Raw genomic sequence first — 20,651 nt, forward strand, 5'->3', positions numbered from 1 at the left:
TTCGTCACGTCCTCCGACCTTGTCCCCGCTTTGCGGTGCCGGACCGCCTCCGCGATCCCCGCTTCAGAACTTGTAGTTCAGCACCACCCGCATCGCGCGGTTGTCGCCGCGGATGTTGTTGGGCTTGTCGAGGTTGAGGTTGTCGCCGCCCAGCCGGTTGGGTGTCGCGCCCGGCTGCGGCGCGTTGCCGATCCAGTCGTCGAAGCCGCCGTAGTTGTCGGCGCCGAGCACGTTCAGCACGTCCAGCCGCAGCGCGACCTGGTGGATGCCGTACTTGAAGGCCTTGCCGATGCTGATGTCGACCTGCCGGAAGCTCGGCGAATCGCCCTCCCCCAGGAAGCACTGCGGCGTGCCGCCGATGCAGTTCGTCAGACGCCGCGGGAAGCCGCTCGCATAGGTGCCCTTGGCCGAGAACGTCAACCCCCACGGCAGCAGCTTGTCGGTCATGAACGCGCCGACCAGCCGGTGCCTGTCCACCAGCGTGCTCGGATTCCAGCCGCGACCCGCGCGGCCGTAGGTCCAGTCGAAGGTGTCGTTGCTCCACTGCAGGTTGGTCGTCTTCGCGTCGCTGTAGGTGTAGGCCAGCGTCGCCGTCCAGCCGGACGATTCCGAGTACGGCTTCTCCGCCTTCACGAAGACCGAGTCCGTGCGCGTCCGGCCGATCGAATCGCCGAGCACCAGTTGCCCGAAGCCGGGCGGTCCGCCCCACAGCGGATCGATGGACGACTGCTGCGCGAAGCCGCCGTTGGCGTCGCGGTTGCCGCTGAACCAGACGAACTGGTTCTTCGCCTCGACGCGGCTCAATGCGATCTCGCCGTTCCACGTCTTCGTCAGCGCCTGCCGCAGCCCGATGCTGAACTGGTCCGCATAGGGCATCTTCAGGTCGTTGCGGATCAGCCAGATCTCGCCGCCGGCGGGCTGGTTCTTCTGCGCCTCGTCCAGCGCGTGATTCGCCATCGTGCGGTCGTAGCTGCGGCCGTAGCCGCCGAAGACCACCGTGTTGCGGTTGCCGAAGACGTCGTAGGAGAACCCGACCCGCGGCGCGATCGCGTTCTTGAACGCCTTGCGGGAGTTGCCGCTGCTGATGTACTGCGAGATGTCGATGCCGCCCTTGGCCAGCGACTGCGCGTAGGTCTGCCCCGCCGGCGGCACGATGCCGTAGCGCTCGCCGTCCAGCGCCATCAGCGCTGCGATGCGGTCCGCCGGCGTCGCGTACGCGTTGTTGAGCATGTTGTCCTCGTAGTCCCAGCGGACGCCGAGGTTGAGCTCCAGCTTGTTCGTGACGGCCCAGTCGTCCTGCAGGTACAGCCCCCACTGCTTGTTCTTGAAGCTGGCGCCCGAGGCCGCCGACGCGCGTCGGATGTTGCACTGCGCGCTGGTGCTGCCGTTGTTGGAGACGTTGGTGCCCAGGCAGTTGGTGCCGTCCCAGTAGGGCAGGCCGGTGACGTTGTCGATCAGCACCTCGACCGCGTCGACCGAGTTGGCGGTGCCGCTCAGGTCGTAGCGCATGTCCTTGAGCTTCACGCCGCCCTTGATCACATGGCCGTCGAAGCCGGTGTAGGTCAGTTCCTCCGACACGAAGGTGCCGCGCTGCTTGCGCCGCTGCGCGTCCGGCGAGCCGCCGTCCAGGATCACGTCCTGCGAGGCCGTCAGCACCTGCGGCGACGCCGTCGACACCTTGTAGCGGACCAGCGGCGTGTCGGACGCCGACTTCGGGTTCCAGAGGTAGTCCTCGTAGCCGATGCGCGCCTCGCTGAGCCAGTCGTCGCGCGACCACTCGTGCTTGAGGTCGATGCGCGTCTCGTCGTTGCGGCGCTCCTTGTCGTTGCCGGGCAGCGAGAGGTTGCGGTCCTCGGCGATGCGGTCGGTCTCGCGGCGCAGCCGCGCGCTGAGGGTCAGGCGATGCTCGTCGTTGAGCTGCGCGTCGAGCTTGCCGAAGAACAGGTCCTCGTGGAAGGGATCGACCTGGCTGCCGCGCCGCGCGAGCAGCTCCGGCACGATGCCGGCGTTGGGCAGCTTCTCGAAGTTCTGGCCGGCGATCTGGCGCGAGTCCTCGATGCGCTTGGCGTCATAGGCGACGAAGAAATGCAGCTTGTCCTTGACGATCGGACCGCCGATGCTGGCGCCGTACTCGTACTTCTCGGACGAGGGCCGCGAGATGCCCTGGGCCTCGCGCTCCTTCTCGAGCGAGTTCATGGACCGCCAGTTGGTGCCGGTGCGGTCGCCGTAGATCTCGCCGTGGAACTCGTTGGTGCCGGACTTCGTCACCGCCGTGATCGCGGCGCTGCTGACCTGGTCGAACTCGGCCTTGTAGTTCTGCGTCAGCACCTTGTATTCGGCGATCGCCGATTGCGGGAACGGGTTGCCGCGCGTGTCCGACTGGCCGCTGACGCCCCCGCGCAGGATGTTGTTCTTCTGGCCCACGCCGTCGATGAAGACGTTCAGGTGGTCGAAGTCCTGCGCGCCGGATTGCACGCGGCTGAGCCCACTCGAATCGGTCGAGAAGGCGACGCCCGGCGCGAGGTCCGCCGCGCTGAGGAAATTGCGCGTGGTCTGCGGCAGCGCCTCGATCATGCGCTGCGACACCACCGTGCCGAGCTGCGAATCCTTGACGCCTTGCCGACTCGCGTTGCCCTCGACGGTCACGGTGCCGAGCTGGATCGCGTCGGGCGTGTCCGCCACGGGCGCTGCGCCCAGGTCGAGCGACGCGCTCTCGCCCACGGACAGCGTGATGCGTTCGGTCTTGATCGGCTTGCCGTCCGCGGCGGCCACGCTCACGACGTACTCGCCCGGCGCCAGTCCGATCAGCGCATAACGGCCGTCGGCGCGGGTGCTCGTGCGGTAGCGGGCGCCGTTGGCGCTGTTGGTGGCGGTGATGGACAGTCCGCCGGGTTGGACACCGGCTGGCGCATTGACCAGGCCGCGCACGGTCGCACGGCTCACCTGCGCCTGCGCGGACGGGGCGATGCCGGCCGCCAGCGCGACGACAACCGCCAGCGCAAGCGCGGAACGGGTGACGGAGGGGACGGTGGGGAAGGAGGGATGGCGACGGGAGGCGGTCGTCGACCGCGGACGCGGGGCAGTCATCGACCGCGCGTCAGGTGGACGGTCCGGCCTTGGCGCGGCGCATCTGCTCCGCGAAGACCTGTTCCATCGCCTTCTTTTCAGGCAGCACGTACACGATGCCACCGCGCTTGCCGAAGGTCGGCCACAGGGTCTGCTCGAAGAATTTCACCGGCATGTTGATGCAGCCGAAGCTGATGCGGTTGTCCTTGGGCGTCGGCGACGCGAGCCGCTCCAGTCGACGCTCCGCGGGGTTGGTCGGGCGCACGCGGTGCATGGACACGGCGGCCTCGTAGTCGACCCAGAGCACGTCCTCGTGCCCGGCGTTCTTGCCCGGCTGCGCAACGAAGCGGCCGGCTGGCGTGGTGCGCTCGGAGGGCTTCACTTCGGCGATGGGCCGCAGGCCGATGCCCGCGACGCTGTCGTCGCCGGCGGCGTAGCCCAGCAGCACCGGCGTGGTCGCCTGGAGCTTGCCTTCGGGGCTGAACACCAGCACCTGCGCCTGGCGCTTGTCGAGGATCGCGAACGGGCGTCCGTTGTGATCCCAGCCCGCCATCACCCACTGGGCGAGTTGTCGGGCCTGCTTGGAAACCTTGGTCTTGCCGAAGTCGGCCGTGCCGGTCCGCAGCACTGGTGCGGGGGCCTGGGCGACCGGTTGGACCGGTGCGGATGGAGTGTGTCGGGCCACGACGGGCGGAGCCGATCGAAGCTGCTTCATCAGGAAGGTTGCCGCCGGCCAGGCCAGCAGCGCGCCGGCCAGACCCAGGACCAGTCCCTGCGCCGCCCATCCCGCGCGTTCCCGCAGGTGTTCAGGGATCCAGCCCCACCCCGTCCCGGAAGACGGCTTGGGCGGAGGAGGATCGCTGAAGAAGTACCCGCTGGAGGCGCGCAGCATGGTGGGCTTTCAGGGAGAGATCAGGTCCGGGCGTGGCGGTGCGGACTCACCGATCAGTTGCGGTCGGCGCGCGGGGCCGGCGTACCGGCGCTGGTGGGCTCGGCCGGCAGCGGGTCCTGCGTCGATTGGGTGGATTGCGGCTGCTGGTTCTGCCACTGGTCGGTCGACGACGGCTGGGTCTGCTGCGACTGTGCTTCCGGCGTCGTCTGCTCCTGCTGCGTGGTCGCCTGGTTCGACTGGTCGGCCGGCGTCATGCTCTGGTCGGCAGGGGCCTGCTGTTCAGTCTGGGTGGCGGGGTACTGCTCCTGCGTGGCTTGCGTCTGGGTGGACTCGGTCGAGTTCTCGACCTGCGCATACGCCAGGCCCAGCACGCTGGCAAAGGCGGTCAGGGCAACGGCACCGGTCACGAGGGATTTGGTCGCGTTCATGAGTTCTCTCCTTTGGGCTTGAGGGGCCGATCGGTGGAGATCGGTTAGGACCAACTTTGGACCGTGGACGGGGCGTCGAACGTGGGTTGAGGTCGCGACGGCTTGTAGGACAAGTGGCAGGTTTCAACCCGATACATCCACGTGTTCATCGGGGCAAACGGCGATCCCTCGCGGTTTCCTGCGCCCAAGAAAAAGCCGGACGGCCCGGGTCGGGCGGTCCGGCGAAGAAGGCGCTGATGGACGCCTTCAGAGACAGGAGACCCCCGAACAATAGGCATTCACCCCGATCCCATAAATGCTGCGGCGCGCAACGCACCGTTGTGGGGGCCTCAACAATCCGCGGCGGTGCGTGTCCCTCCCCGTCCCTCCTGGGGCGGACACCGCTCACGGGGGGTGTTGTGCGTTTATCGCCCGAATGACCGCCGCCACATTCGGTTACCGCCCGGCGTTCCATAGACGCCGGCTGTCGTGTTCGTGCGATACATGTCCGCTCGCTATGTGTGGTTGTCAATGGATGTCAATGACATGCGTCAAGATCGCGACGCCGCGAGCGTTCTGCCCCAACTTTTTCAGCCCGTCACCAGAAATCGTTTTCCTAACGGTTTCTTGATGCCGAAAGGGACGGGGAACGTCGGAACACGGGACGCGGCCGAATGGTGCCGTTTGAGGGTTCGTCGCCGTTCGTCATCAGCGGGCCGCGTTGCGGCCGCCTTTCTTTTGTGATTGAGGAGGACCCATGTCTACTGTGCTGACCGATCAGGGCGGCGGATCCACCAGCGGGAGCTGGCTGGACAAGGAGCGCACCATCGCCGCTCCCGGCTTCAACCGCTGGCTGGTGCCGCCTAGCGCGCTCGCCATCCACCTGTGCATCGGGATGGCCTACGGCTTCTCGGTGTTCTGGCTGCCGCTGTCCAAGATGCTGCAGACCGCCGGGACCGGCGCCGCGTGCGGCAAGGATGTGGGCTTCTTCGCCCAGCTGTTCACCACCCAGTGCGACTGGAGCGTCGCGACCCTGGGCTGGATGTACACGCTGTTCTTCGTGTTCCTGGGCTGCGCCGCCGCGATCTGGGGCGGCTGGCTGGAACGTGCCGGTCCGCGCAAGGCGGGCCTGGTCTCCGCGGTCTGCTGGTGCGGCGGCATGCTGATCTCCGCGATCGGCATCCACACCCACCAGTTCTGGATGATGATCCTGGGCTCCGGCGTGATCGGCGGCATCGGCCTGGGCCTGGGCTACATCTCGCCGGTGTCGACGCTGATCAAGTGGTTCCCGGACCGTCGCGGCATGGCGACCGGCATGGCCATCATGGGCTTCGGCGGCGGCGCGATGATCGGTTCGCCGCTGGCCGTCGAGCTGATGAAGCACTTCGCCACCCCGACCGACGCGGGCGTGATGCAGACCTTCGTCGTCATGGCCGTCGTGTACTTCCTGTTCATGGTCGCCGGCGCGATGGGCTACCGCGTGCCGCCCACCGGCTGGAAGCCTGAGGGCTGGACCCCGCCGGCGGCGCAGGCCACCAACACCATGATCACGCAGCGCCACGTGCACGTGAAGAAGGTCTGGGGCATCCCGCAGTTCTGGCTGGTGTGGATCGTGCTGTGCATGAACGTGTCCGCCGGCATCGGCGTGATCGGCATGGCCAGCCCGATGCTGCAGGAGATCTTCGGCGGCAACCTGATCGGCGTGTCGGCCAAGTTCAGCGAGCTGGACAAGACGCAGCTGGCCGCGATCGCCGCGATCGCCGGCGGCTTCACCGCGTTGCTGAGCCTGTTCAACATCGGCGGCCGCTTCGTGTGGGCGTCGCTGTCGGACAAGCTGGGCCGCAAGCTGACCTACACCGTGTTCTTCGTGCTGGGCGGCCTGCTGTACGCCAGCCTGCCGAGCAGCGCGGCCGCCGGCCACAAGCTGGCCTTCGTGGGCGCGGTCTGCATCATCCTGTCGATGTACGGCGGCGGCTTCGCCACCGTGCCGGCCTACCTGGGCGACCTCTTCGGCACGCAGATGGTGGGCGCGATCCACGGCCGCCTGCTGACCGCCTGGGCCACCGCCGGCATCCTGGGCCCCATCGTCGTGAACTACATGCGCGACTACCAGCTGGGTCTGGGCATCCCGCGCGAGCAGGTCTACAACCAGACGATGTACATCCTGGTGGGCATGCTGGTCATCGGCCTGATCGCCAACCTGGCCATCCGTCCGGTCGCCGACAAGCACTTCATGACCGACGCCGAACTGGCCGTCGAGAAGAAGCTGGCCCATGAGAAGGCCGCCGCCAACGAAGTGGGCAGCGGTCCGGGCGCCGGCGCCGCGACGCCGACGGTGCTGGTCGCGCTGGCCTGGCTGGCCGTGGGCATCCCGCTGGCCTGGGGCATCTATCGCACGCTGCTGAGCGCCGCGAAGTTCTTCAGCTGAGCTTGCGCGCAAGACCCGCCGGCAGCGCGAGAGCGTCTGACCGGCTAGCATGACCCTCGCCCCGGCGGCCGTCCACGACGACCACGGGGCGACTCTGTTTCAAGACCTCGCGTTGGGCGAGGGGCGGACAGGGAACAACGATTTTTGGAGGACTCGATGAGCGAGCAGAAGATCCACTTCTACAAGGGCCCCGCGGGCGGTTGGGGCGCGCTGAAGAGCGTCGCGAAGCACCTGCAGGCGCAGGGCGTCGCGGTGAAGGGGGCGAAGACGCTGCTGTCGGCCAACCAGGCGGACGGCTTCGACTGCCCCGGCTGCGCCTGGCCCGACCGGGATCACCGCTCGACCTTCGAGTTCTGCGAGAACGGCGCCAAGGCGATCGCCGCCGAGGCGACCGCGCACCGCGCCACGGCCGGCGTGCTGGGCGGACACACCGTCAGCGAGCTGGCCGAGTGGTCCGACTTCGACCTGGAGAACCTGGGCCGCATCACCGAGCCGCTGGTCTACGACCGCGCCACGGACCGCTACAAGCCGATCGCCTGGGACGACGCCTTCGAGCTGATCGCCGCGCGCCTGAACGCGCTGAGCAATCCCAACGAGGCGATGTTCTACACCTCGGGACGCGCCAGCAACGAGGCCGCGTTCCTGTACCAGCTGTTCGTGCGCGAGTTCGGCACCAACAACTTCCCCGACTGCTCGAACATGTGCCACGAGCCCAGCGGCCAGGGCCTGAAGCCGACCATCGGCATCGGCAAGGGCACGGTGACGCTGCACGACTTCGAGAAGGCGGACGCGATCTTCATCATGGGCCAGAACCCTGGCACCAACCACCCGCGCATGCTGGGCGAGCTGCGCGAAGCGTCCAAGCGCGGCTGCAAGATCGTCAGCTTCAACCCGCTGCGCGAGCGCGGCCTGGAGCGCTTCGCCGACCCGCAGGACAAGATGGAGATGGCGACCCTGGGCAGCACGCCGATCTCGACCAACTATTTCCAGCTGCGCATCGGCGGCGACATGGCCGTGATGAAGGCGCTGTGCAAGCGCGTCTTCGAGCTGGACGACGCGGCGGTGGCCGCCGGCGGCGAGCGCGTGCTGGACCTGGGCTTCATCGCCGAGCACACGAACGGCATCGAGGAATTCGAAGCCAGCATCCGGGCTGAAAGCTGGGAAGCGCTGGAGGCCGAATCCGGCCTGTCGCAGGAGCAGCTCTGCGCCGCCGGCGACCTGTACGCGCAGGCCAAGCGCGTGATCATCTGCTGGGGCATGGGCATTACCCAGCACCAGCACTCGGTGGCGACCATCCAGCACATCGCGGCGCTGCTGATGCTGCGCGGCAACCTGGGTCGCGAAGGCGCGGGCGCCTGCCCGGTGCGCGGCCACTCCAACGTGCAGGGCGACCGCACGATGGGCATCTACGAGAAGCCGCCCAAGGCGCTGCTGGATCGCCTCGGCCAGGTGTTCGGTTTCGAGCCGCCGCGCGAGAACGGCTACGGCACGGTCGAATCCATCCAGGCGATGCTGGACGGCAAGGGCAAGGTGTTCTTCGCGCTGGGCGGCAACTTCGCCTCGGCGACGCCGGACACGATCGCGACCTGGAAGGCGCTGCGCAAGACCGACCTGACCGTCCACGTGACGACCAAGTTCAACCGCAGCCACACCATCCACGGCAAGGAGGCGCTGGTGCTCCCGTGCCTGGGCCGCACCGAGATCGACATGCAGGCCGCCGGCCCGCAGGGCGTGACGGTGGAAGACTCGATGAGCATGGTGCACATCTCCAGCGGCATGAACGCGCCGGCGTCGGAGCACCTGCTGTCGGAGCCCATGATCGTGGCGCGCCTGGCGGCCGCGACGCTCAAGGGCCGCTCGAAGACGCCGTGGCTGTGGCTGGTGGAGGACTACTCGCGCATCCGCGACAAGATCGAGGAAGTCTTCGACGACTTCGCCGGCTTCAACGAGAAGATCAAGGTGCCGGGCGGCTTCCGCCTGCGCAACACCGCGTCGGAGCGGGTCTGGAACACGCCGACCGGCAAGGCCAACTTCATCACCTACGCGCTGCCGACGGACACGCCGCTGCATCAGGCGCGCGCGCGGCTGCGCGGCGACGAGAAGACGGTGGTGTTCAACCTGGCGACGGTGCGTTCGCACGACCAGTACAACACGACGATCTACGGCAACGACGACCGCTACCGCGGCGTGTGGGGCCATCGCCGCGTGGTGTTCATCAACAAGGACGACCTGAAGACCATCGGCATGAAGGCCGGCGAGTGGGTCGACATCACCAGCGTCTACAGCGACGGCGACACGCGTCGCGCCGAGAAGTTCGTGCTGATCGAGTACGACATCCCGCGCGGCTGCCTGGCGAGCTACTTCCCGGAGACCAACTCGCTGGTGCCGCTGAGCAGCGTGTCCATCGGCGCGGGAACGCCGACGTCGAAGTCGATCCCGGTGGTGTTGACGCTGCGCCCGCAGGACGCGCCGCTGCCGCAGGACCAGGCCCGTTCGGTGGCCGGGGCGACCGCCTGAGGCGCGCACGATGAACCGCGCCGACGCGCCAGTCGCCGACGTCCGCGACGCTCCGGACCGAGAGGTCGAGGAGACGATCGAGGACGACGGCGACATGGCCGCGCAGGCGCGTTTCGCGTTGGAGACGCTGGCGGAGCTGGACGGCGGCAACGGCGTGTCGCTGCCGCGTCTGGCCAAGCGCACGGGGCTGCGCGTCAGCGTGCTGCTGCGGCTCTACACGCTGATGAGCGACGCGCGCGTCGGCGACGCGCAGGGACCCGGCTGGGTGGGCCTGCGCGTGGATGAGGACGGCCGGTGGATCGCCAGGATCACGCCGGCCGGTCGCGGCGACGAGGGGATGGATTCGTGAACGACGCCTGCGCGCTACCCGGCGATGAAGACGCGCCACTGCCTTCCGCGCTGATCGCGGTGCGGCCGGAGCGGCTAGGCGCCACGCGCGCGGCGGACGAGGAATTCGTCGCCGAAGAGGTGCCGGTCGCGCTGGAGTACAACGGTCTCTCGCATGCCGTGATGCTGGCGACGCCGCTGGACCTGGAGGATTTCGCGCTCGGCTTCTCGCTGACCGAAGGACTGCTGGGATCGCCGGCGGATCTGCTCGACGTGGAAGTGCGCACGCGACCCAACGGCGTCGCGCTGCAGCTGCGCGTCACCGCGCGCTGCGAGGCGCTGCTGAAGGAACGCCGCCGCAGCATGGCCGGCCGCACGGGCTGCGGCCTCTGCGGCACGGACAACCTCGATCAGGTCTTCCGCGTGCCGGATCGGCCGGTGCCGCCGTTGCCCGCGGCCCTTGGCGACGCAGAATCCCTCGTGCCGGCGTTGTCGCGCGCGATGCGCGAGCTCGCCGCCGCGCAGCCGCTGCAGCAACGTACCGGCGGCATCCACGCCGCCGCCTGGTGCCTCCCCGACGGCAGCGTCGTCCTCGCGCGCGAAGACGTCGGCCGCCACAACGCCCTCGACAAGCTGATCGGCGCCATGGCCAAGGCCGGCATCGACGCCTCGCAAGGCTTCGCCGCCGTCACCAGCCGCGCCAGCTTCGAGATGGTCCAGAAGGCGGCAATCGCCGGCATGCCGATGCTGGCGGCGGTCAGCGCGCCCACGCACCTGGCGATCCGCACGGCAAAGTCCTGCGGACTGCGGCTCGCGGGCTTCGTCCGCGAAGGCCGCGCGACGCTCTACGCCTGAGCACCTCAGAACTTGCAGCCCATGCCGAGCTGCGCGGTGATGTCGATCTGCGCCGATCCGTCACCCTTCCGACTGAGCTTCGAAGGCATGCGGAATCGCGCCGCACATTCGGTGGCATCCAGCCCGAGTCCCCGCAGCATCTGCTTCGGGCCCGACATGCCGATGCTCAGCGCGTGATGCGCGCGCTTGGGCGGCGGGCCGATGGGCGCACCTTCGCGCGGGAGCTCGACCACCTGGATGTCCAGCCCGCGATTCAGCATCACGTTGGATCGCGCGCCGTCGGCGCTCGCTGCCGGGGACGTCTGTAGTCGCGAACGTAGCGCCGCGAGCGACGCCTGCAACGCCAGCGGCCGACGCGCCGCCTCTGCCGGCGCGCTTCCCTCCTGCACCGCCATCGGTGCGGATGCCGGAGGCGCCGGATCCGCCACCGACGGCGCCGCCGCGGCGATGCCCGCGATCCCGAGCGTGGCGGTCACGCCGACGACGTACCGCCACCTCCTGCTTGAGGCGTGTCCCATGTGGTCCTCCGAACTCCAACCCGCGAGCCCTCACGGTGCGCGCCGGTGCTGAAGCGCGGCTGAAGCCGGGATCAGGACTTTCCCCCGTGGGCATGGGGGATCTGGTTGACTGCCTAGTCAGCTGGCCCTCACCCCCACCCTCTCCCGCAAGCGGGAGAGGGAGTGAGAATGCACCGAGGAATTCGCCGCAGGATCACTGGGGTGGCCCCCTCTCCCGCACTGCGGGAGAGGGTGGGGGTGAGGGCCAGCGGCGGTGGTAGTACTGAAGCGTTCAGTCGAGCGTCTGCCGGTATCTGAGCAGCGCGATGGTCCCCGCGACCAGCAGGAAGATGAGCATCGGCCAGAGTTCCGGCACGAGCTGCTGGAACGAATTCCCCTTGAGCATGATCCCGCGCACGATGCGCAGGAAATGCGTGAGGGGCAGCGCCTCTCCGATGACCTGCGCCCATCGCGGCATGCCACGGAACGGGAACATGAACCCCGACAGCAGCATCGACGGCAGAAAGAAGAAGAACGTCGCCTGCAGCGCCTGCAACTGGTTCTTCGCCAGCGTCGAGAAGGTGAATCCCACCGCCAGGTTGGCCAGCATGAACACGCCGATCATCGTCAGCAGCAGGGTGAAACTGCCCGCCATCGGGATCTGGAACAGCAGCGCCGCCGCCAGCAGGATCACGCCCAACTGCACGTAGCCCAGCACGATGTAGGGCAGGATCTTGCCGATCATCACTTCCAGCGGACGCACCGGCGTCGCGAGCAGGTTCTCCATCGTGCCGCGTTCGCGTTCGCGCGTCATCGCGAGACCCGTGAGCATCACCATCGTCATCGTCAGGATGGTGCCGATGAGGCCCGGGACGATGTTGTAGCGTGACAGGCCTTCGGGGTTGTAGCGCCGATGGATGCGCCATTCGAAGGGCATGCCCGGCGAGGCGCCGCCTGACGTAGCGGCCGTCGCAGCGCCGCTCGGATTCGCCGCACCGATGAGGTCGCGCCGCAGCGCCTGCGCGCCGAGTTGCGCGAGCGCCGCCAGCGCATTGCTGGACGCCGACGGATCCGTCGCATCGACGCTCACCAGCACCGCCGGCTGTTCGCCGCGGATGACGCGGCGGCTGAAGTCCGGCGGGATGACGATGAGGAACTGCACCTCGCCGTCCTCGACCAGCGCGTCGCCCTCGCGCTCCGACGCAGGTCGGGCCTGGACGCGGAAGTAGCCGCTCTGCGCCAGCGCCGCCACCAGGCTGCGCGCCATCGGCCCGCGATCCTGCGTCACGACCGCGGTCGGCAGTCCCTTGGGATCGGTGTTGATCGCATAGCCGAAGAGCAGCAGCTGCAGGATGGGCACGCCCACCGCCATCGCGAAGGTCGGCCGGTCGCGCAGCATCTGCTGGACTTCCTTGATGAAGATCGCCAGCACGCGCGCGAGGCTGAAGCGGCTCGACGTCATCGCGCGGCCTCGAAGTTGTCGGGCGTCTTGCTGATCAGGCTGATGAAGACGTCCTCGAGATTGGCCTCGGCGCGTTCCCATCGCAGGTCGGCATTGGCACCACCAGCGTCGCTCGCGCCACCGCCGTTGCGGTGCGGCGCGATGGCGCGCTCCAGCGCCGCCTCGTCCTGGCCGGCGACGTGCAGGCTGTTGCCGAACGCGGCGACGCTGAGCACGCCCTCGGCGCCGTTGAGCGCCGCGGACAGGTCGGCCAGGCGCTTCGGATCCTCCGCGTGCAGCGCCCACACGGTGAGCTTCGCCTGCTCGATGATCTCGCGCTGCGTGCCGCGCGCGAGCAGCTTGCCGTAGGCGATATAGGCGAGCTCATGGCAGCGCTCGGCCTCGTCCATGTAGTGCGTGGAGACCAGCACCGTGATGCCGTCGGCCGCCAGGCGATGGATCTCGTCCCAGAAGTCGCGCCGCGCCTTCGGGTCGACGCCCGCCGTGGGCTCGTCGAGCAGCAGGAGCTTGGGGTCGTGCAGCAGGCAGGCGGCGAGCGCCATGCGCTGCTTCCAGCCGCCTGACAGCGCCCCGGCCAACTGGTCCTGGCGGGTCTTCAGACCGAGCCGGTCCAGCGCCTCGTCGACGCGACGGGCGCGGTCGTCGAGTTCGAAGAGCCGCCCGATGAAATCGAGGTTCTGGCGGATCGAGAGGTCCTCGTACAGCCCGAAGCGCTGGGTCATGTAGCCGACCTGCCGCTTGATCTCCCCGGCGCGCTTGCGCATGTCGAGGCCGAGGCAGGTGCCTTCGCCCTCGTCGGGCGTCAGCAGGCCGCAGAGCATGCGGATGGTCGTCGTCTTGCCGCTGCCGTTGGGGCCGAGGAAACCGCAGATGCGGCCGCGACCGAGCTGCAGGTCGACGTGGTCGACGACGGTCCGCTGGCCGTAGCGCTTGGTCAGGCCGCGGACGTCGATGGCAAGTTCACCGGCGGTGTCGCTCATGGGCGTCCCGTCGACGAGGCGGCAACGGCGATGGCCACGGGTCGGACCTCCAGCGGCTGGCCGGGATGCAACCGGAGCGCCTGCGCCGGTTCGGGACGCGCTTCGACCAGGAACACCAGGCGCGAGCGCTGGCTGTTGGAATAGATGACGGGCGGCGTGTACTCCGGCTGCGGCGAGATGTAGCTGACGCGCGCCGCGATGGGCGCGCCGCAGCCGTCGCAGCTGAGTTGCACGGCCTGCCCCTGGCGCAGCGAGGCGAGTTCGGGCTCCGGCACGTAGAAGCGCGCCTTGCGCTGCGCCGGCGGCAACAGCGACACGACCGGCTGCCCGGCGTTCACGTATTCGCCGACGCGGTAGAAGGTGTCGTCGACGAGCCCGGCGGACGGCGCACTCTGGCGCGTCTGCGATTCGCGCCACTGCTGCTGGGCCAGCGCCGCCGAGGCCGCCGCCGTGTTGGCGCGCGCGGCGGCCTGCTGGTCGGTGCGGGCCGGCAGCTCCGCCACGCGCAGCGAGGACTCCAGCTCCCGCACCCGCTGACGCGCCTGCGCCGCGGCGGCGCGCGCGTCGTCCAGCCGCGAGGCGGAGATGAAGCCCTGTCCGATCAGCTGCTGCTGCCGCGCGAGGTCCGAATCCGCCAGCGTCGACTGCGCGCGGGCCTGCGCCAGCTGCGCCCGGCTCATGGCGATCTCGTCGGGCCGGCGGCCCTTGGCGACGTCGGCCTGTTCGGCACTGGCCGCGGCGAGCCGGGCGTCGGCCTCGGCCCGGGCGGCGCTCACCGGCGTGACGTCGATGCGGAAGAGCGGCACGCCGGCGTTCACGGTGTCGCCGCGCTGGACCGCGAGCTCGACGAGCTGTCCGGCGACGGGGGCCGCCACGTAGACCGGCTCGCCTTCCGCGTAGCCGGACCAGGCCGGAGGCGGTTCGTCGCCGCAAGCCGTCAACAGTGCCAGGGAGGCCACGGAGACCAGGACGGGAAGACACAGGCAACGCGACATCTTCGGCATCGACGCGATCTCCGGCGACGGGGTGACAACGATTATTGCCCCTGCGCCACCAGGGGCAAGACCGATGCCTCGCTGCGTTTAGATGATGGTCGACATTACATTATTCATGTCGATCAACATTGAAAACGCGTCATTGAGACGCCCCGCAACCCCCGCAAGGACATCCCCATGGACTTCAAGAACACCGTCGCCTTCGTCACCGGCGCCAACCGCGGCCTGGGCAAGAACTTCGTCAAGGCACTGCAGGCCGCCGGCGTGAAGAAGATCTACGCCGCCGCGCGCGACCCCTCGACCATCGATCTGCCCGGCGTCGTGCCGGTGAAGCTGGACGTGACGAAACCGGATCAGATCGCGGCCGCCGTGCGCGCCGCCGGCGATGTCACGCTGCTGATCAACAACGCGGGCATCACGCGCGGCTCGCCGCTGCTGGGCGAGAAGGCGCTCGCCGCCTTGCGCGACGAATTCGAGACCAACGTCGTCGGCCCGCTGGAACTCACGCGCGCCTTCGCGCCCGTGCTGAAGGCGCAGGGCGGCGGCGCGGTGGTGAACGTGCTGTCGGTGCTGAGCTGGCTCAACCTGACGGGTGCGGCCACCTACAGCGTGTCGAAGGCGGCGACCTGGTCGGTGACCAACGGCCTGCGCCAGGAGCTGAAGGGGCAGGGCACCGCGGTGGTCGGCCTGCACGTGGGCTTCATGGACACGGACATGACCGCCGGCCTGGAAGCGCCCAAGGCCGATCCGCTCGACGTCGCGCAGCAGGTGCTGGACGCACTCGCCGCCGGTCGCGACGAGGTCTACGCCGACGAGCTGACGCGCGGCGTCAAGGCCGGCCTGTCGGCCGAGCAGGGCAGCTACCGCGGCGGCGTCTGAGCGGACTCAGGGCCAGACGCGCAGCAGCCAGTCGTTCAGCGTCTTGACGCGGTCCGGATCGGCGCCGAGCGTGCCGGCCTTCCACACCGCGTACTGCAGCTTCTGCTCGGCGGTGCTGCGGTAGTCCGTCGACGCCATGACGTAGACGCCGGGCGACTTGAGCGTCAGCGGCTGCTTGGTCACGTCCAGGCAGAACGAGAAGCCGGCGGTGGGCTCGGCCTCGCCGAGGTCCATGTTGTTCGGATCGCACCGGCGCCAGATCGCCGGATCGGTGGCGGTGTAGAGCTGGTTGAACTGCTTGAACGCCCCGTTGAGCAGCTTCAAGGTCAGGCCGGCCTGCAGCTTGTCGAGGCGGCGGAACGGCGAGCTCTGCGTCGCCTGCGTGGAGACGGCCTCCATGAAGTTGATCGGGTTCAGGTGCTTGACCACCGCCGCCTTGCTGAAGCGCCCGCGGTTGTTGATGATCGAGCGCGTGTCCGTCGGCACCCACAGGGGGATGTTGTTGTTGACGAACTGCGCCGACTTGATCCGGGCCTGCAGCAGGCGGATGTCGCTCATCAACGCGAAGGTGGACTGGGCCGGCGTGGCGTCGCCCAGCGTCTGCGACAGCAGCGAGTCGAAGCCGGTCAGGTAGGGCCAGTCCACCGAGTAGTTCACCCAGTCGCTCTGCGCGCCCGGATTGAGCGTGACCTGCATCTGGTACCAGGCGTTGGTGCGCGTGTAGGAGCCGGGCTTGTTGCCGGTCTCCCAGGCGAGCAGCCACTCGCGGGTGATCTTGCCGGTGGCGTCGTTGTCCTGCTGGTAGACCATGTGCGGCGCCAGGAAGAAGGCGCTGACCGTGTTGAACGGCCAGCCGCGCTTCTCGCCGCGCCCCGCCCAGGTCTTGGCCGTCGCGTCGTAGTCGCCGATGAACCAGCGCTGGTCGCCTTCCATGCCGTAGCGTTGCGCCCATTCCCATTGCTGGACGAGGTTCCACTGCAGCGCGCTGCCGACGACGCGTTCGATGAAGGCGTTGGTCGTGAAGGCGGCGGGCTCCGTGGCGACGCGCGTCGGCGAGGCCAGCTTCTGCAGCTGCGCGGCGCCGACCTGTGAGCCGTAGAGGCCGGTCTTGGCCAGGTGGTTGCCGCGGCCGCCGCCGAGGAAGGCGTACAGCTCGAAGCCGGACGGCTTGAGCAGGCTCTGGATCTCGTTGCGCTGCTGCGGGGTCAGGTGGCTCCAGTCGCCGAAGGTGGCGGAGCGGTGCGACTCCAGCCAGGCGGTGATCTTCTTCGACGTGCCCAGCGGATCGAGGCGCCGGTTGTCCGCGGTGAAGGTCGCGCCTTTCTCGAACGAGCCGGCCGCGTCCGCGCCGGTGGGCCAGATGTCCAGCGGATGGATGGCCGGCAGGTAGGAGTTCCAGTCGGGGAACTGGATGGGGAGAGGAACCTCGCGGGTGTTGAGCGTCGTGTTGACGTCCATCACCTTGTCGACGTCGGCCTGCGTCAGCGCGAGCGCCGAGCCGTCCAGCGGCTTGCCGAACAGCGCCTTGACCGCATCGGTCGGCGAATCGAGGACGGCATCCAGACCGGCGCCGGCGGACCATTCGGTGACCGGCTTGCTGTCGAGACCCGCGCCCGGCTGGTACGGCGGATTCCACGGCGCGGCCTGCGCGACGTGCGCCATGTCGCGCAGCGCGTATCGCAGATAGGCGGCGATCTGGCCGCCTTGCGCCTCGGTGAGGCCGTGGAAACGCGAGCGCTGGACGATCGAGTTGTTGGAGTAGTTGAAGTACTGCAGGTCGCGGCCGTCCGAAGCATGGCAAGACGCGCAGGCCGCGCGGATCTGGCGCGGCACCAGCGTCGACTTCAGCAGCGTGTTCTCGGCCTTCCACAGCTTCTCGCCGGCGGCGACGTCGGTGGTCAGCGTGCGGCCGGCGACCTTCTCGGCGTTGACGTCGGTGCGCTGCACCGCGTTGGTCGCCAGGCTCTGGCCCTGCGCGTTGCGGAACTGCAGGTCGATGACGCGGTAGCCGTTCGACTCGCCGTCGCTGCCGTTGAAGCGGAACTGCACGAGGTTCACGCCGCTGATGAGGCGCGCCTTCGTGGCCGCGTCGAGCGTGAGCTTCATGCGGGCGGTGTAGAGGCCGCCGCCGCGCTTCAGGCCGCCCTGCACGCGTTCGGCATCGGCCAGCACCATCGTGGCGTCGGTGATGTCGACCCAGGGGACGGCACCGGCATTGGCGGTCGACGTGCCGCCGAGGATCCGCAGGCTCGCCTTCACGGCGGCCGGTGTTTCGCTGGTCGCCTCGTGTTCCGGCGGTCCGAAGAAGCTGCAGCGGTGGCAGCGCAGCCACAGCTCGGTCGCGGCGCCGACGCCGCTGACGTCGAGCGTCAGGTTGGCGGTGGCAACGGTCGGCGCGCTCGGCAGGCCGGCGCCCAGCAACTCCAGCGGCAGACGCAGCGGGGTCGTGGCGGTCGGGCCTGGGGCAGGTGCCGGGGCCGGCGCGGGCGCTGGCGAGGGTGCAGGAGCGGGGGACGGCGCGGGAGACGGTGCGGGGGAAGGCGCCGGCGCTGGAGAAGGCGCAGGCGAAGGTGCCGGGGCCGGTGAAGGTGCGGGGGAAGGCGCAGGCGCCGGTGAGGGAGCAGGTGCGGGAGACGGCGCCGGCGAAGGGGCAGGCGCCGGGGAGGGCGCCGGCGACGGCGCCGGAGAAGGCGAGGGTGCCGGCGCAGGCGAAGGTGCCGGCGCGGTCGGTGTCGTCGACGGAGGCGGTGCGGGCGGCGCCGGTTCCGGATCCGCCGGAATCGTCGGCGGCATCGGCGGGGACAGCGGCGGCGGGATCTCGGCGGTGGGATCTCCGCCTGTGCCGGTGCCTCCTCCCGAGCCCGTTCCGCCCGATCCGGTACCCGTGCCGCCGCCCGATCCAGGATCGACGCTGACGGGCGGATTGGTCTGCGGTTTGGACTCATCGCCGTTGCCGCCGCCGCAGGCGCTCAGCGCCGCGAGCAGGGCAGCGGCCAGCGCGGCGCGGCTCGATCGGACGGCGGCGCGACGCAGCCATTCGGCGGAGGTGGGACGGGGGGCGAGCGCCATGCGGATTCCTCTCGGCGCTGCGGCCGGCGTGTTCGGTCCCGACGCGCAGGTCGCGCGTCAGGGCAGCGCATTAAAGTGGTCCGCTACTGGTCGCGTCAATCGATCGCGCCTCTCTGAAATCGACCGTTACCCGTGTTGCCGAATCCGTCGATTCGCACACCACGCGCCTACCTCTTGCGAGGGAGGCGAGGGCCCTCGCAAGCGGGTAAGGCATGACCCGGCACCATGAAAAAAGCCCCGCGGCGCAATCGCGCCTGCGGGGCTTTCGGAGCGGGACGGATCCGTCGTCAGCCGACCAGACCCAAGGCCCTCGGCAGCGCCAGCGACAGCGTCGGCCAGTAGGTGACGACCATCAGGAAGCCCAGCATCGTGAGCAGCCACGGCCACACGGCGACGGTGAGTTCGGTGATCCCCATCTTCGTGATCCCCGACGCCACGTAGAGGTTCAAGCCCACCGGCGGATGGCAGAGGCCGACTTCCATGTTCACCGCCATCAGGATGCCCAGGTGCACCGGATCGACGCCGAGCTTGGCCGCCACCGGGAACAGGATGGGCGCCATGATCAGCACGATCGCGGCGGGGTCCATGAAGTTGCCCGCGCCCAGCAGGATCAGGTTGACCAGCAGCAGGAACACGAACAGTCCGAAGCCCTGCGCCGACATCCACGCGGCCATCGTCTGCGGGATCTGCTCCGAGGCCATCAGGAAGCTGAACAGCACCGCGTTGGTGATGATGTACAGCAGCATGGAGCTCATCGCCGCGGCCTTCAGCAGCACCTTGGGCACGTCCTTCAGGCCCATGTCCTTGTAGACGAAGACCGAGATGATGAAGGCGTACACCGCCGCCACGGCAGCCGCTTCGGTCGGCGTGAACTTGCCGCTGTAGATGCCGCCGATGACGACGACGATCAGCATCAGGCCCCAGAAGCTGTCGCGGAAGGCCTTGAAGCGCTCGCCCCAGGTGGCCTTGACCATGCGGGGGTAGTCGTACTTCTTGGCGCGGTACCAGGTCGTGATGCCCAGCAGGATCGACAGGCACACGCCCGGCACGACGCCGGCCATGAACAGCTGGCCGACGGACGCGGTGCCGACGACCTCGCCGTGCGGACCCGTCGCCGACATGCCGGCCGTGGCGATGGAGAACATCACCAGGTTGATCGACGGCGGGAACAGGATGCCCAGCGCGCCCGACGTCGTGATCACCCCGGCTCCGAACTGCTTCGGATAGCCCTGCTTGGTCATCGCCGGCAGGATGATGGAGCCGACCGCGACCACCGTCGCCACCGACGAGCCCGAGATCGCCGCGAACATCGCGCAGGCCAGCACGCCGGCCAGGCCCAGGCCGCCGTACCAGTGGCCGATCATGGTCGTGGCGAAGTGGATGATCCGCCTCGCCACCCCGCCATGCGTCAGGAAGTTGCCCGCCAGGATGAAGAACGGGACGGCCATGATCTCGAACTTCTCGATGCCGGTGAACAGCTTGAGCGCGACCGATTCGATCGGCACGTTCGTCATCGTGAAGAGGTAGGTCAGGACCGTCAGGCCCAGCGAGATCGAGATCGGCATGCCGGTGAGCATCAGCACCACCAGCAGCGAGAAGATGATCAGCGTGTTCATGCGCGGTCTCCCTTCGAAGCTTCCTCGGCGGTCTTCACCGAGCCCACCGCGGCGACGTCGTCCTCGATGCCTTCGACATGGCCGTGGTCTGCGTGCGGCGCCTCACCGGTGCGGATGAAGGTCCAGCACACCTGCAGGAAGCGGAAGCACATCAGGTAGGACCCCAGCGGCACGCAGGAGTAGGCGATCCAGGTCGGGATCTCCAGGTCCGGCGAGGTCGGGCCTTCGAAGAGGTCGGGGTTCTCGATGCCGAAGGCATGCGTGAACGCGTAGTGCGCGCCGTTCTCCCACACGAAGGTCGCGCCCAGCGTGCCCACCGTCGCGGTGAAGACCGCGCCGGCCAGCAGGCTGAAGATCACCAGGTACTTCGCGTGTTCGGGCTTGAGCTTGCGCACCAGCACGTCGACGCCGACGTGGGTCCCGGCGCGCACGCCGTAGGCCGCGCCGAACTTCGCCATCCACACGAACATGTAGATGCACAGCTCCTGCGCCCAGCTCACGTCGATGCGGATGACGTAGTCCTGCACCGCCGGCACGCCGGCCAGGAATCGGTGCAGCACGGCCATCGCGATCACCAGCGTCGCGGCGCCCATGAGGAACGCAATGAGCGTCTCCTCCAATCGATCCAGCCACTTCAATGACATGGCGGTCTCCTTCAGGC

General features: G+C 68.8%; 15 protein-coding genes. 5 read left to right on the forward strand and 10 right to left on the reverse strand.

Features of this window, described 5'->3' with window-relative positions; translation table 11 throughout:
• Nucleotides 1-63: 63 nt before the first annotated feature.
• From ACQZ13_RS04985 to ACQZ13_RS04995, 3 genes are read right to left on the reverse strand one after another with little or no spacing between them, the layout of a single operon-like run.
• Nucleotides 64-3,087 carry a TonB-dependent receptor gene (locus ACQZ13_RS04985; protein WP_431050135.1) on the reverse strand — a complete coding sequence of 1,008 codons (3,024 nt, stop codon included), beginning with the start codon at nucleotides 3,085-3,087 and terminating at the stop codon, nucleotides 64-66.
• 10 nt (nucleotides 3,088-3,097) lie between these two features.
• On the reverse strand, nucleotides 3,098-3,958 hold the full coding sequence (locus ACQZ13_RS04990) for a hypothetical protein (RefSeq protein ID WP_431050136.1): 861 nt from the start codon (nucleotides 3,956-3,958) through the stop codon (nucleotides 3,098-3,100).
• 53 nt (nucleotides 3,959-4,011) lie between these two features.
• Nucleotides 4,012-4,386, reverse strand: a complete 375-nt coding sequence (locus ACQZ13_RS04995) for a hypothetical protein (protein WP_431050137.1) — start codon at nucleotides 4,384-4,386, stop codon at nucleotides 4,012-4,014.
• Nucleotides 4,387-5,122: 736 nt separating this feature from the next.
• Between ACQZ13_RS04995 and ACQZ13_RS05000 the strand changes: the two genes are divergently transcribed.
• From ACQZ13_RS05000 to fdhD, 4 genes are all read left to right on the forward strand, one after another.
• A complete protein-coding gene (locus ACQZ13_RS05000) occupies nucleotides 5,123-6,793 on the forward strand; it encodes an OFA family MFS transporter (RefSeq protein ID WP_431050138.1) in 1,671 nt (556 codons plus the stop codon).
• 156 nt (nucleotides 6,794-6,949) lie between these two features.
• Entirely contained in the window at nucleotides 6,950-9,310 is a 2,361-nt protein-coding gene (locus ACQZ13_RS05005; RefSeq protein ID WP_431050139.1) for an FdhF/YdeP family oxidoreductase, read from the forward strand.
• 10 nt (nucleotides 9,311-9,320) lie between these two features.
• A complete protein-coding gene (locus ACQZ13_RS05010) occupies nucleotides 9,321-9,659 on the forward strand; it encodes a hypothetical protein (RefSeq protein WP_431050140.1) in 339 nt (112 codons plus the stop codon).
• Nucleotides 9,656-10,492, forward strand: coding sequence for a formate dehydrogenase accessory sulfurtransferase FdhD (gene fdhD / locus ACQZ13_RS05015; RefSeq protein WP_431050141.1), 837 nt, complete (start codon nucleotides 9,656-9,658; stop codon nucleotides 10,490-10,492). Before ACQZ13_RS05010 ends, fdhD begins: the two co-directional genes overlap by 4 nt.
• 5 nt (nucleotides 10,493-10,497) lie before the next feature.
• On the opposite strand, the gene ACQZ13_RS05020 is transcribed toward fdhD, so the two are convergent.
• The 4 genes from ACQZ13_RS05020 to ACQZ13_RS05035 all read right to left on the reverse strand — a co-directional run bounded on the left by ACQZ13_RS05020 (nucleotide 10,498) and on the right by ACQZ13_RS05035 (nucleotide 14,435).
• The gene (locus tag ACQZ13_RS05020) at nucleotides 10,498-11,010 is read right to left on the reverse strand and encodes a hypothetical protein (RefSeq protein WP_431050142.1); all 513 of its coding nucleotides are present in this window, start codon (nucleotides 11,008-11,010) and stop codon (nucleotides 10,498-10,500) included.
• Between the two features lie 271 nt (nucleotides 11,011-11,281).
• The gene (locus ACQZ13_RS05025) at nucleotides 11,282-12,451 is read right to left on the reverse strand and encodes an ABC transporter permease (RefSeq protein ID WP_431050143.1); all 1,170 of its coding nucleotides are present in this window, start codon (nucleotides 12,449-12,451) and stop codon (nucleotides 11,282-11,284) included.
• Nucleotides 12,448-13,431 carry an ABC transporter ATP-binding protein gene (locus tag ACQZ13_RS05030; RefSeq protein WP_431050144.1) on the reverse strand — a complete coding sequence of 328 codons (984 nt, stop codon included), beginning with the start codon at nucleotides 13,429-13,431 and terminating at the stop codon, nucleotides 12,448-12,450. The genes ACQZ13_RS05025 and ACQZ13_RS05030 overlap by 4 nt, the downstream gene beginning before the upstream one ends.
• The gene (locus ACQZ13_RS05035; RefSeq protein ID WP_431050145.1) at nucleotides 13,428-14,435 is read right to left on the reverse strand and encodes an HlyD family secretion protein; all 1,008 of its coding nucleotides are present in this window, start codon (nucleotides 14,433-14,435) and stop codon (nucleotides 13,428-13,430) included. The genes ACQZ13_RS05030 and ACQZ13_RS05035 overlap by 4 nt, the downstream gene beginning before the upstream one ends.
• Nucleotides 14,436-14,603: 168 nt before the next feature.
• Between ACQZ13_RS05035 and ACQZ13_RS05040 the strand changes: the two genes are divergently transcribed.
• The gene (locus ACQZ13_RS05040; RefSeq protein ID WP_088404912.1) at nucleotides 14,604-15,305 is read left to right on the forward strand and encodes an SDR family oxidoreductase; all 702 of its coding nucleotides are present in this window, start codon (nucleotides 14,604-14,606) and stop codon (nucleotides 15,303-15,305) included.
• 6 nt (nucleotides 15,306-15,311) lie between these two features.
• Here ACQZ13_RS05040 and ACQZ13_RS05045 read toward each other — a convergent pair whose 3' ends face one another.
• The 3 genes from ACQZ13_RS05045 to ACQZ13_RS05055 form a co-directional block, all read right to left on the reverse strand.
• Complete coding sequence (locus tag ACQZ13_RS05045; RefSeq protein ID WP_431050146.1) at nucleotides 15,312-18,374, reverse strand: hypothetical protein; 3,063 nt, start codon at nucleotides 18,372-18,374, stop codon at nucleotides 15,312-15,314.
• A gap of 287 nt (nucleotides 18,375-18,661) precedes the next feature.
• A complete protein-coding gene (locus ACQZ13_RS05050) occupies nucleotides 18,662-19,990 on the reverse strand; it encodes a TRAP transporter large permease (protein ID WP_088404913.1) in 1,329 nt (442 codons plus the stop codon).
• Nucleotides 19,987-20,628 carry a TRAP transporter small permease gene (locus ACQZ13_RS05055; protein WP_431053130.1) on the reverse strand — a complete coding sequence of 214 codons (642 nt, stop codon included), beginning with the start codon at nucleotides 20,626-20,628 and terminating at the stop codon, nucleotides 19,987-19,989. The genes ACQZ13_RS05050 and ACQZ13_RS05055 overlap by 4 nt, the downstream gene beginning before the upstream one ends.
• Nucleotides 20,629-20,651 lie beyond the last annotated feature (23 nt).

Origin of the sequence: Roseateles sp. L2-2 (genome assembly GCF_050613215.1) — a bacterium.
In the GTDB taxonomy this organism is placed as follows: Bacteria; Pseudomonadota; Gammaproteobacteria; order Burkholderiales; family Burkholderiaceae_C; genus Roseateles; species Roseateles noduli.

Coding starts and splice junctions, on each gene's coding strand:
- ACQZ13_RS04985 (WP_431050135.1), bottom strand. CDS start 3,087: ATGACTGCCCCGCGTCCGCGGTCGACGACCGCCTCCCGTCGCCATCCC.
- ACQZ13_RS05000 (WP_431050138.1), top strand. CDS start 5,123: ATGTCTACTGTGCTGACCGATCAGGGCGGCGGATCCACCAGCGGGAGC.
- ACQZ13_RS04990 (WP_431050136.1), bottom strand. CDS start 3,958: ATGCTGCGCGCCTCCAGCGGGTACTTCTTCAGCGATCCTCCTCCGCCC.
- ACQZ13_RS05020 (WP_431050142.1), bottom strand. CDS start 11,010: ATGGGACACGCCTCAAGCAGGAGGTGGCGGTACGTCGTCGGCGTGACC.
- ACQZ13_RS05050 (WP_088404913.1), bottom strand. CDS start 19,990: ATGAACACGCTGATCATCTTCTCGCTGCTGGTGGTGCTGATGCTCACC.
- ACQZ13_RS05010 (WP_431050140.1), top strand. CDS start 9,321: ATGAACCGCGCCGACGCGCCAGTCGCCGACGTCCGCGACGCTCCGGAC.
- ACQZ13_RS05045 (WP_431050146.1), bottom strand. CDS start 18,374: ATGGCGCTCGCCCCCCGTCCCACCTCCGCCGAATGGCTGCGTCGCGCC.
- ACQZ13_RS05030 (WP_431050144.1), bottom strand. CDS start 13,431: ATGAGCGACACCGCCGGTGAACTTGCCATCGACGTCCGCGGCCTGACC.
- ACQZ13_RS05035 (WP_431050145.1), bottom strand. CDS start 14,435: ATGCCGAAGATGTCGCGTTGCCTGTGTCTTCCCGTCCTGGTCTCCGTG.
- ACQZ13_RS05005 (WP_431050139.1), top strand. CDS start 6,950: ATGAGCGAGCAGAAGATCCACTTCTACAAGGGCCCCGCGGGCGGTTGG.
- ACQZ13_RS05025 (WP_431050143.1), bottom strand. CDS start 12,451: ATGACGTCGAGCCGCTTCAGCCTCGCGCGCGTGCTGGCGATCTTCATC.
- ACQZ13_RS05040 (WP_088404912.1), top strand. CDS start 14,604: ATGGACTTCAAGAACACCGTCGCCTTCGTCACCGGCGCCAACCGCGGC.
- ACQZ13_RS04995 (WP_431050137.1), bottom strand. CDS start 4,386: ATGAACGCGACCAAATCCCTCGTGACCGGTGCCGTTGCCCTGACCGCC.